This window comes from Frigoribacterium sp. Leaf263, from assembly GCF_001422285.1.
GTDB lineage: Bacteria > Actinomycetota > Actinomycetes > Actinomycetales > Microbacteriaceae > Frigoribacterium.
In genome coordinates this window covers 858275-869508 of record NZ_LMMO01000001.1, presented here as the reverse complement: position 1 = coordinate 869508, position 11234 = coordinate 858275, and the positions used below count along the sequence as shown (strand labels likewise).

At 71.8% G+C, this 11234-nt stretch carries 10 protein-coding genes; 2 read left to right on the top strand and 8 right to left on the bottom strand.

Going from position 1 to position 11234, the window contains the following annotated elements; all coding sequences use genetic code 11:
- The 8 genes from ASF17_RS04000 to ASF17_RS03965 form a co-directional block, all read right to left on the bottom strand.
- Positions 1-254, bottom strand: a 254-nt coding sequence (locus ASF17_RS04000) for a hypothetical protein (protein ID WP_442855734.1), incomplete at its 3' end; no start/stop codon positions are given.
- Between the two features lie 525 nt (positions 255-779).
- Positions 780-1070, bottom strand: a complete 291-nt coding sequence (locus tag ASF17_RS03995) for a DUF4190 domain-containing protein (RefSeq protein WP_055795418.1) — start codon at positions 1068-1070, stop codon at positions 780-782.
- Between the two features lie 97 nt (positions 1071-1167).
- Positions 1168-2145, bottom strand: a complete 978-nt coding sequence (locus ASF17_RS03990; protein ID WP_082475020.1) for a sugar-binding transcriptional regulator — start codon at positions 2143-2145, stop codon at positions 1168-1170.
- A 97-nt stretch (positions 2146-2242) separates the two neighbouring features.
- Positions 2243-3235 (bottom strand): D-ribose ABC transporter substrate-binding protein, encoded by a 993-nt coding sequence (locus ASF17_RS03985; RefSeq protein WP_055795416.1) that lies wholly within the window; start codon positions 3233-3235, stop codon positions 2243-2245.
- Positions 3236-3270: 35 nt separating this feature from the next.
- Positions 3271-4440 carry an ABC transporter permease gene (locus tag ASF17_RS03980; protein ID WP_235476344.1) on the bottom strand — a complete coding sequence of 390 codons (1170 nt, stop codon included), beginning with the start codon at positions 4438-4440 and terminating at the stop codon, positions 3271-3273.
- Positions 4437-5999 (bottom strand): sugar ABC transporter ATP-binding protein, encoded by a 1563-nt coding sequence (locus ASF17_RS03975; RefSeq protein ID WP_055795415.1) that lies wholly within the window; start codon positions 5997-5999, stop codon positions 4437-4439. Before ASF17_RS03975 ends, ASF17_RS03980 begins: the two co-directional genes overlap by 4 nt.
- Positions 5996-6667, bottom strand: a complete 672-nt coding sequence (locus tag ASF17_RS03970; RefSeq protein ID WP_156357279.1) for a DUF2291 domain-containing protein — start codon at positions 6665-6667, stop codon at positions 5996-5998. Before ASF17_RS03970 ends, ASF17_RS03975 begins: the two co-directional genes overlap by 4 nt.
- A gap of 369 nt (positions 6668-7036) precedes the next feature.
- A complete protein-coding gene (locus ASF17_RS03965; RefSeq protein WP_235476333.1) occupies positions 7037-8494 on the bottom strand; it encodes an FGGY-family carbohydrate kinase in 1458 nt (485 codons plus the stop codon).
- A 124-nt stretch (positions 8495-8618) separates the two neighbouring features.
- On the opposite strand from ASF17_RS03965, the gene ASF17_RS03960 reads away from it, so the two are divergent.
- The gene (locus tag ASF17_RS03960; RefSeq protein WP_055795411.1) at positions 8619-9566 is read left to right on the top strand and encodes a nucleoside hydrolase; all 948 of its coding nucleotides are present in this window, start codon (positions 8619-8621) and stop codon (positions 9564-9566) included.
- Positions 9567-9623: 57 nt separating this feature from the next.
- The gene (gene hutH, locus ASF17_RS03955; RefSeq protein WP_055795651.1) at positions 9624-11210 is read left to right on the top strand and encodes a histidine ammonia-lyase; all 1587 of its coding nucleotides are present in this window, start codon (positions 9624-9626) and stop codon (positions 11208-11210) included.
- Positions 11211-11234: the final 24 nt, after the last annotated feature.

Genomic DNA, 11234 nt, shown 5'->3' with positions numbered 1-11234 from the left:
AGGGCCTCGACGAACGACGCGTCGACGGTGACCTGGGTGTCGACGCCGTTGCTGAGGTCGGCGAGCGAGGCGACGGGGGTGGCCTCGGCGCTGGGCTCGGCCGAAGCGGAGGTCGTCGACTCGGTCGATCCGCTGTTGGAGTCCATCGAGCACGCGGCGAGGGAGAACACGAGGGCGCCGGAGGCGACGATGCCGAGTCCGACCTTGGTGATCTTCTTGACTCGGTCGATCCGCTGTTGGAGTCCATCGAGCACGCGGCGAGGGAGAACACGAGGGCGCCGGAGGCGACGATGCCGAGTCCGACCTTGGTGATCTTCTTGCGGGAGAAAGCGTTCATGATCAGGTCCTTTTCTGTGATTCCCGGTGGGGATGAAAAGGATTCGCCACCGGTGTCGAAAGAGATTGGGACGAACACGCTTCGTTATCGGCCTGTTACCAACGCCGGCCGACGGCGGACCGACGGCGCGCCTCCTCGGCCGCGGAGACGCGCCTCGCCGCAGCGGGCCACCTCGCAGCCGCCCTGACCCTCGTCGAAGCCCTGGTAGTACATGCTCGTCGGGCGCAGCATGACCCCGAGCATGTGGACGCTGTTCNGGTCCTTTTCTGTGATTCCCGGTGGGGATGAAAAGGATTCGCCACCGGTGTCGAAAGAGATTGGGACGAACACGCTTCGTTATCGGCCTGTTACCAACGCCGGCCGACGGCGGACCGACGGCGCGCCTCCTCGGCCGCGGAGACGACGAAGGGGCCGGGCTGACGCCCGGCCCCTTCGGGATGGATCAGCCCTGCAGGTTCTGCGTGACGATCATCGCGCCGAGAACCATCGACGCGATGTTCGCGGCGATGCCGACGAAGCCGAGGATGATGCCGACGAGCGCCATCGTGCGGGCGTTCTCGCGCTTGCGCGACAGGAAGCCGAGGACGACGGCGGCGATCGCCAGGAGGATCCAGAGGATCGGCAGGAACGGGCTCAGCACGATGCTCACGATGCCGAAGACGAGCGAGAGCACCGCCATGGTCTTCGACCGCGAGGTCGGGGTGGCGTCGGGCGTCGAGTCAGCGTAGGTCATGGGTTCCCCTGTCGTGGCGTGGAGGGGCCGTCGTGATCGAACGGCCCGGTACGGATCCGAAGATACCCACAACGGCGAGCCAGGGGCCACGACGTCGTCAGAGGGACTCGAGGACCGCCCGCGCTGTCGCTGAGTCGGTCACGAGACCCGTGATGAGACGACCTCGAGCAGCCCCCACGATGCTGGTCACCTTGTCTCGGCCGACGGCGACGCCCACCGCGAAGGGGATGGCCGCGAGGGTCTCGCGCGAGGTGCGCACCATCCGGCCGCTGCCGGGGAACTCGATGGCCGAGCCGTCGGCCCGGAAGAAGTTCAGGCAGACGTCGCCCGCGGCGTCGGCGAACAGCGCCGGGTCGGCTGGGACGGCCTGCGGCAGCACGGGCCGCGAGCTGGTCGGCGCGCCGATCCCGAGCAGGGCGCCCCGGGCCCCGGCCCAGAGGCCGAGGACGTGGCGGAACGTCGAGTCGTCGTCGAGGGTCGCCCGCATGGCGGGGCTCGGCAGCGCCGGCGCGAAGAGGAACGTGGGTCGGGCGCCGGACGACTCGGCGGCCAGGCGGGTGATCTCGTTCGTCTGGAACCACGGGAGCGCCTCGGTCTGCCCCCCGGCGGTCGGCACCAGCTCGACGCCCGGCAGAGGGGGCAGGAGGCCGGAGCGCGCGACGTCGTAGATGGTCCGGCCGAGCGAGACGAGCAGGGCGTCGCCGGCGGCCAGCCCCATGTCGGAGATGGCCGCGGTCACGGAGGCGGCCAGGTCGGTGCCGAGGGTCGATGCGTGGGTTCTCGGCGCGACGTGCACGCAGCGGAGATCGAGGGCGGCGGACAGTCTCGCGGCGAGGACGGCCGTCTCGTCGACGGAGGGATCCATCACGTCGATGCGGACCATGCCCGAGCGGCGCGCCTCGGCGATCAGGCGACTCACGGTCGGCCGCGAGATCGCCAGCCGGACCGCGATCTCGGACTGGCGGACGTCGTCGAGGTAGTAGAGCCGCGCCGCCTGGTAGACGAGCGCGAGGGGGAAGCGGGTCGCCCCGGCCCTCGGGGCGGGAGCGCCCACCCGGTCCGTCGTGTCGGTCATGCGAGTCCGCCCCCTGTCCGTGCTCGAGCTGCGAGATCGGGACGTGAGGCGGAGGAGGCCGGGCCGACCCCCGATCGGAGTCGACCCGGCCGCGGGATCACTCGGAGAGCGTGAAGGGCTCGGTGACCTTGTCGGCGTTCTCTTTCGTGATGAGGATGCAGTCGAAGGCCTGCTTCTCTTCGGAGGCGCCGGTCTCACCGGTGCGGATGTAGGAGTCCGCCTGCTCGACGGCCTTCTTGGCGAAGGTCGCGACGGGCTGGAGGACGGTGTACTGCAGCTCGCCGTTCTTGACGGCCTCGACGGCGTCGGGCGATCCGTCGAACCCGCCGACCTTGACCTGCTCGAGCTTGCCGGCCTCCTTCAGGGCCGCGATGGCTCCCAGCGCCATCTCGTCGTTGCCCGAGATGACCCCGGTGATGTCGGGGTTCGCCTGCAGGATCGACTGCATCTTGTCGTGACCCTGCGTGCGGTCCCAGTTGCCGACCTGCTCGGCGACCTCGGTGAGACCCGGGTACTGCGAGATGACCGTGGCGTAGCCGTTCGAGCGGGTCTGCGCGTTGTTGTCGGAGGGGGCTCCGAACAGCTCGGCGTAGTCGCCCGTGTCTCCGACGTCCTTCACCCACTGCTGCGCGCCGAGGGCCGCACCCTGAGCGTTGTTCGACACGAGCTGCGCCTTGGCGAGACCGGTCTCGTTGATCTCGGCGTTGACGAGGATCACCGGGATGCCGGCCGCGTCGGCCTTCTTCACGGCGCCGACCGAGCCGGACGCGTTGGCCGGGTCGAGGATGATCGCGACCGACTTGTTCGTGATGGCCGTGTCGATCAGGTTGCTCTCGGTGTTCGTGTCGCCCTTCGAGGCGGCGACGTTGGCCTCGTAGCCGAGGGCCTTCGCCTCGGCCTCGGCGACGTTGCCCTCCGTCTGCCAGTACGGGTTCGAGGGGTCGTTGACGATGATCGAGATGAGGCCGCCCTCGGCCGAGTCGCCGGAGGCGCCCGATCCGGCGTCGGAGTCTGTTCCGGAGGCGCATCCCGAGAGGACGAGCGTGAGGCCCGCGCCCGCGGCGAGCACCGTTGCCAGCTTGCGGTTCATTGTGTTTCCCTTTCGCTGTGTTCGGTCGACGGGAGTCAACCGTGGGTCTTCTCGGGGACGGCGCCGGCGGGTGCCGTGGCGTCGGTGGAGGGAGAAGGGGTCGAGGGGGCGGCGGAGTCGCGGTCGCGACCACCGCCGCGGGGGCGCTTCGGCTTGCCCTTGTACTGGACGGCGTTCAGCAGCACGGCCAGGACGATGACGGCGCCGGTGAAGACGGTCTGCCAGTACGACGAGACCCCGATGATGACGAGGCCGTCGGACAGGAACCCGATCACGAAGGCGCCGAGCAGCGTGCCGCGCACGTTGCCGATGCCGCCCGAGAGCGCGGCCCCGCCGATGACGACGGCGGCGATGGCCGTCAGCTCGTACGAGTTTCCGGCGGTGGGGCTGGCGCTCGTCAGCTCGGACGAGAGGATCAGACCGGCGATCGCGGCGAACAGACCCGACAGCACGTAGACGCGCACCTTGACGCGCTTGACCGGCACGCCCGAGAGCTCGGCGGCCCTCTCGTTGCCGCCCGAGGCGTAGAGCCAGCGGCCGAAGACCGTGCGGTTCAGCAGCAGGCTGACCGCGACCGCCACGACGATCATCACGATGACGCCGATGGGCAGACCGAGGAGGCGGTTGAAGCCGAGCCAGTCGAAGCCGGTGTTGCCGAGGGCCGGGTCGCCGGCCAGGTCGTTGTACGTGAGGCCGTTCGTCATGAGCAGACCCACGCCGCGGACGACGTAGAGCATGCCGAGGGTCGCCACGAAGGGGGCGACCTTGAACCGGGCGACGAGCACGCCGTTGATGAGGCCGATGAAGGCGCCCATGCCGCACGAGAGCACGACCACCACCCAGAGCGCCGGGTAGAGGGTGGTGCCCCCGATGGCGACGCCGTTCATGAGGAACCCGGCGATGACGCCCGAGAAGCCGAGCGTCGACCCGACCGAGAGGTCGATGCCGCCGTTGAGGATGACCAGCAGCATGCCGATCGCGAGGATCGCGTAGACGGCGACGTGCGACGACATGGTCAGCAGGTTGCCGACCGTGAAGTAGTTCGGCGACAGCACCGAGAACACGACGATGATGGCGATGAGGGCGAAGAACGCCCGGCCCTGCAGCAGGAGGCGACCGAGGTCGAACCCGTCGGCGAAGAGGGCGGGGCGTCGCTGCCCGGCCGCGGTGGTGGTCATGGTGGACTTCCGTTCGGTGGTGGTCACGAGATCACGGCCTCGCCCGAGGCGGCCATGATGGCTTCTTTGGTGGTGTCGGCGCCGAACTCGGCGGAGATGCGCCCGCGGCTCAGCACGACGATGCGGTGGGCGATGCTGAGGCACTCGCCGACCTCGGAGGTCGTGTACACGACGGCGAGTCCGTTGCGGGCCCGTTCGGCGAGCAGACGGAACACCTCGGCCTTGGCCCCGATGTCGATGCCGCGGCTGGGCTCGTCGAGCAGGATCACGTCGGGATCGGTCGCCAGCATCTTGCCGATGACGACCTTCTGCTGGTTGCCGCCGGAGAGGGACCCGATCATGGCGTCGCCGCCCGAGGTCTTGACGTGCACCGTGCGGATCGAGTCCGTCACGAGATCGACCTCGCGCCTCCCGGAGAGGAACAGTCCCTTCACGAACGAGCCGATGCTCGCCAGCGACATGTTGCGGCCGACGGTCATGGTCTGCACGAGCCCATCGCGCTGACGGTCTTCGGGGACGAGGCCGAGCCCCTCGTCGATGCGCTCGGCGATCGAGAGCCCCGCGAGGTCGCGTCCGTTCTTCAGGATGCGCCCCGCGCTGACGGCGTTGCGCCCGGCGACCGCCTCGAGCAGCTCGGTGCGACCGGCGCCCATCAGCCCGTAGAGGCAGACGATCTCGCCCGCCCGGACGTCGAGGTCGAGGTGGTCGACGACGTTTCGACCCGGGATGTCGCGGTCGGGCACGGTGACGCCCTGGATGGAGAGCGCGACCTCGCCGAACTCGTAGCCGGTGGGCGGCGAACCGAGGTCGAACCCCTCGCCGACCATCGCCCTGACCACCCAGGCGAGGTCGATGTCCGCGGCCACGGCCGTGGCCGTGACGGCACCGTCGCGGAGCACGACCGCGTGGTCGGTGATCTCGAGCGCCTCCTCGAGGTGGTGCGAGATGTAGACGATCGAGACGCCGCGGGCCGTGAGGTCGTGGATGACCGTGAAGAGCACCTCGACCTCGGAGGCGCTGAGCGCGCTGGTCGGCTCGTCCATGATCAGGATGCGCGCGTCGACGGAGAGCGCCCGGGCGATCTCGACGAGCTGCTGCTGACCGAGGCGGAGATCCGCGACGGTGGTGGCCGGGTCGATGTCCTCGCCGAGCTCGTCGAGGACGGCCTTGGCCTGCCGCGCCTCCTCGGCGTAGTCGACCCCGGTCGGCCCCTGGATCTCGCGCCCCAGGAAGATGTTGTCGCGCACCGACAGGTTCGGCGCGAGGCTCAGCTCTTGGTGGATGATCGAGATGCCGTGCTCGCGGGCGTCGACGGTGTCGTCGAAGACGACCGGCTCGCCGTGCAGCAGGATGTCGCCCGAGGTCGGCTGCTCGACGCCGGAGAGGATCTTCATGAGGGTCGACTTGCCGGCGCCGTTCTCGCCGAACAGGGTCGTCACCTGGCCGCGGTGGATCGAGAACCCCACGCCCTTCAGGGCCCGGGTCGCCCCGTAGGTCTTGACGACGTCGACCGCCTCGAGCACGACGTCTCCGGTGGCCGCCGGTGCGCCCTTCGCGGAGGCGACCGAGCCGTCGACGGTGCTCACTGGACGACCAGGTCGGACGGCGTGACGAGCCACCCGGCCGGGTTGATGAGCTGGAAGGCGCCCGTGACCTCGACCGTCCGGCCTTCGAGCGCCGTCGTGTCGATGCCGTCGAGGACGGTGCTCTTCAGCTGCTCGTTGAGCGCCGACGCGGCGTCCTGGTAGTCGATCTGGTTCGTGAACTGGCCGAACTCGACGGTGCCCGTCGCGTCGCGGAGGTCGGTGCCGTTGATGGCCGGCCCGGTCTGGATGCGGATGAGGATGTCGCTCGGCACGCCCTCGACCGTCACGGGGTAGATCCCGGCCTCGCCGGCGCCCACGGTGCCCGTGAAGGTGGTGGAGATCTCGGGGCCGGTGCCCGCGTCGACCCCGTACTCGGCGCCGGCCGCCGTCGGGTCGGCGAGGATCGCCGTCGCCAGCTCGTCGGCGGGGACGGCCCGCTCGGCGATGCCCTCCTGGATGGTGGGGAAGTTCTCGGCGCCCCACGCCTCGGCGGAGAAGGCCTCGGGGCCCGCGCCGAGATCGGAGTCGGCGCCGACGACCTTGGTGCTGAGTCCCATGGCGACGAGCAGCACGGCCAGCACGGCGACGGTCGCGATGGTGCGGTTGCGCTTGCGGGAGGTGCTGCGGCCCGACCGGGTGGTGCGGGTCGACACCGGAGCGGCGCTCATCGGGACACCGCCGAGGGGGTCGGCGTGGCGAGGGCCCGGCAGGGGCTCACCAGGGGGTCGTGGGGGACGGCACGCATCATCGCGCTGCTCCGTTCGCAGATTGGTCTTTCGTCGGAGGCAGCGACGACTGGACCTGGGGGCATCGTCGTCGCTGCCGGTGCGACCCGAGTGATCGGGCTGCACGAGATGAAATTATGTTCTCGACAATAATTCCGCAAGTGCTGTGACGAAATCGGGATCAGAAACTTTTTTCCGACGGCCCCGACCGCGACGCGGTGAGGGCCTCGCCGACCGCGACGGAGACCCGCCGCGACGGGCCGCGACGGGCGGCGACGGCGTCGGAGACCGGGGAGGCGCGGGAGGCGCGGGTCAGCTGCGAGCGGCCAGCCGGTGCACGACCTCGACCGTGTCGGGGTAGAGCCGCCGGTAGTCGGCGTAGGCCGCGTCGTACGCCTCGCGCGTGCTCGGATCGGGCTGCAGCACGACCGCCGGCGGGTTCCACGCCTCGACGTCGACCGACGAGACCAGACCCGCGGCCAGCAGAGCCGAGCCGAACGAGGCCCCGACCGAGACGGACGGGATGACCTGCGGCAGCCCGCAGACGTCGCTCACGATCTGCGGCCAGAGCGGCGCGAGCACCCCTCCCCCGGCGCCGATCATCGAGTCGACCACGACGCCCGCCTCGGCGAGCACGTCGAGGTGATGGCGCACGGCGAAGGCCGTGGCCTCGAGCACGGCGCGGTAGACGTCCCCGCGCGTGTGACCGACGGTCAGCCCCGCCATGACGCCCCGCGCCTCCGGATCGCCGAGGGGCGTGCGCTCGCCGGCGAAGTAGGGCAGCACGAGCAGCCCTCGGGCGCCGACGCCCGACTCGGCCGCCTCGTCGAGCAGATCCTCCCAGGCGGCGCCGGTCAGTCGTCGCAGCCAGTCGGTGATGGCCCCCGCGGTCGCGAGGCCGCCGGCCGCGCTGCTGCGCCCCGGGCGGTCGCCGACGGTCGTCCACAGCCCCGGAACCGGGCGGGGCTCCGTCAGCGGGACGAGCATGAACATCGTCGTCCCGTACTGCACGAACATGCGCCGCGGGTCGTCGAGCCCGACGCTGAGACCCTCGGCGAAGGCGTCGATCGTGCCGACGGTCACGGGGACCCCGACGGGGAGCCCGGTCGCAGCGGCCGCCCGGGCGGTCACCCGCCCCGCCTCCTCGCCGGGCCAGGCCAGGCGCGGCATCGGCAGACCGGGGGCCAGCAGGTCGACCCACTCGTCGATCCACTCGCGTCGATGCACGTCGTACAGCGGCGTGCAGTGGCTGGCCGAGTGGTGGTCGAGGACGTACTCGTCGGTGAGCAGCTCGACGAGGCGCGACGACGGCATGGTGAACCGGGAGGCGCGGGCCCAGACCTCGGGCTCGTGCCGCGCCAGCCAGGTCAGCTTCAACCCGGCGGCCTGCGTGCTCAGGGCCGAGCCGGTGCGCCGGCGCATCGCGTCGGCGCCGCCCAGCTCGGCGGTGACGTCGTCGATCAGGTCGGCCGCCCGGGTGTCGACGCCGTAGAGCACGGCGGGCCGGAGGGGCCTGCCGTCGTCGTCGGTCAGCAGCACGCACGGGCCCATGCCGCTGACGCCGACCGACACGATCTCGGCGTCGGGCGCGGCCGCGAGCAGCTCGGGCACGAGCACGCGGCACTCGGCCCACCAGACGTCGGCGTCCATCTCGACGAGGCCGTGACCCGGTCGGTCGACCCGGTGGTCGCGGGCGGCCTGGGCGACGACCCGGCCGTCGAGCGCGACGAGCACAGCCTTGGTGCTCGACGTGCCCACGTCGATGCCCACGACCGCCCTCATCGGTGGTCACGCCCTCGGGCCTCGCTGCGCATGTCGACCATCCTGCCGTGTCGGGTGGGCCCCCGGGGACCCGCCGCACGTCGCCGCCGTCAGGGGCCGCTAGCGTGGGCGGGTGACCGACACCGCGACCCCCGAGACCGTCTTCTACCTCGACTGCGACACGGGCATCGACGACGCCCTCGCCCTCGCCTACCTGCTCGGCACCGCGGGCGACCGCCTCGTCGGCATCGGCGCCACGAGCGGCAACGTCGCCGCCGCCGTCGGGGCCGAGAACACCCTCCGCCTCCTCGGTCTCGCCGGGGCGACGGTGCCCGTGGCGCTCGGCGAGCACCACCCGAGACGGGGCTCCTTCGACGGCGGCGCGCCGCACGTCCACGGGGCCGACGGCGTCGGCGGCGTGCCGCTCCCCGAGAGCGATTCGCGACTCGTCGCCGAGTCGGCCGTCGAGCTGCTCGCCGATCTCGTCGAGAGGTTCGGCGAGCGCCTCCACATCATCGCCATCGCCCCGCTGACGACGATCTCGCGGGCGCTCGACGTGATCCCCGACCTGGCCTCGCGCGTCGACGGGATCACCCTCATGGGAGGCGCGGTGACGGTTCCCGGGAACATCACCCCCCACGCCGAGGCCAACATCGCCAACGACGCCCAGGCGGCGGCCCACGTGCTGGGCGCCGAGTGGCGCTCGGCGACCGTGGTGCCCCTCGACGTCACGATGCGGCACCGGTTCGAGCCGCGTCACACCGCCGAGCTCGCCCGCGACGCCGGAGCGCTGGCGACGGCGGTGTCGGCCATGTTCGAGGCGTACTTCGACTTCTACGAGCCGGGGCTCGGCGTCCGCGCGGCACCGCTGCACGACCCTCTGGCGGCGGCGATCGCGGTGGGCGACGTCGTGATCGAGCAGTCGCTCCGGGGCGCCCTCGCCGTCGACACGAGCGACTCGCCCGAACGCGGCCGCACGACCCGGGCCGACACCGGGCCGAGCACGACGACCGTCCTCGAGGTGGGCGGCGACGCGGCGGAGCGGATCCTCCGCGGGGCACGGACGCCGCGCCTCCGATAGGGGGTCGGCACGGCGCGTCCGCCGGGGCCCACCGGGTCGACGCGGTGTGATGTGGTCATGACCGACTCGACCCGCGCCTCCTCGTCCACTCCGCCGTCCGCCGGGGCCGCGCCCGTCGTGATCGGCATCGGCCCCGTGTCCGCGGCCGACGTCGTGCGGGTCGCGCGGCACGACGCGCGCATCGAGATCGCCGAGGAGGCGCGGGTCGCCGTCGCCGCCAGTCGCACCGTCATCGAGGCGCTCGCCACCGACGACCGCCCGCACTACGGCATCTCCACCGGCTTCGGCGCCCTCGCCACGACGTTCATCGACGCCGACCGCCGCACGCAGCTGCAGAGGAGCCTCGTCCGGTCGCATGCGGCCGGCTCGGGGCCGGAGGTCGAACGCGAGGTCGTGCGCGCCCTGATGCTGCTGCGGATCTCGACCCTGCTGACCGGACGCACCGGCATCGCGCCGACCACCGTCGAGCGCTACGTCGACCTGCTGAACGCCGGCATCACGCCGATCGTCGCCGAGTACGGCTCGCTGGGCTGCTCGGGCGACCTCGCCCCCCTCGCCCACTGCGCGCTGGCCCTGATGGGCGAGGGCGAGGTGCGCGACGCGTCGGGCGCCTCGATGCCGGCCGCCGACGCCCTCGCCGCCGCGGGTCTCGAACCGGTCGTGCTCGCCGAGAAGGAGGGGCTCGCGCTCATCAACGGCACCGACGGGATGCTCGGCATGCTGACGCTCGCCCTCGCCGACCTCGAGCTGCTGCTCGCGACGGCCGACGTCTCGGCGGCGATGTCGATCGAGGCGCTGCTCGGCACCGACGCCGTGTTCGCCGCCGATCTGCACGCGCTCCGCCCGCAGGCCGGTCAGCAGGACTCGGCCGCGAACCTGCGCCGCCTGCTGGCCGGGTCGCCGATCGTCGCCAGCCACGCCCACCCGGGACACACCGTCGTGCAGGACGCCTACTCGCTCCGCTGCGCCCCGCAGGTCCACGGGGGTGCGCGCGACACCGTCGATCACGCCCGTCTCGTGGCCGACCGCGAGCTGGCCTCGGCCGTCGACAACCCCGTGGTCACCGTCGACGGTCGCGTGCAGTCGAACGGCAACTTCCATGGGGCGCCGGTCGCCTACGTGCTCGACTTCCTGGCGATCGTCGTCGCGGACGTGGCGAGCATGTCCGAACGACGCACCGACCGCCTCCTCGATCCGCACCGCAACCACGGCCTGCCGGCGTTCCTGGCGCACGACGCCGGCGTCGACAGCGGACTGATGATCGCCCAGTACACGTCGGCCGGGATCGTGTCGACGCTGAAGAGGCTGGCCGTTCCGGCCTCGGTGGACTCGATCCCGTCGTCGGCCATGCAGGAGGACCACGTCTCGATGGGCTGGTCGGCCGCCCGCAAGCTGCGGACCGCGGTCGACGGGCTCGCCCGCGTCGTCGGCATCGAGGTGCTGACCGCGGCTCGCGCCCTCGAGCTGCGCGCCCCGCTCGAGATGGGGGCGCCGGCGCGGGCCGTCGTCGACGCGCTGCGGCCGGGGGTCGGCGGGCCCGGGCCCGATCGGTGGCTCGCGCCCGAGATCGACGTCGCGCACGCCGCGGTCGCGTCCGGCGCGGTGCGGGCGGCGGCCGAGTCGGCCGTGGGGCCGCTGCACTGACGCGTCGCCTGGCCGCCGCGGAGG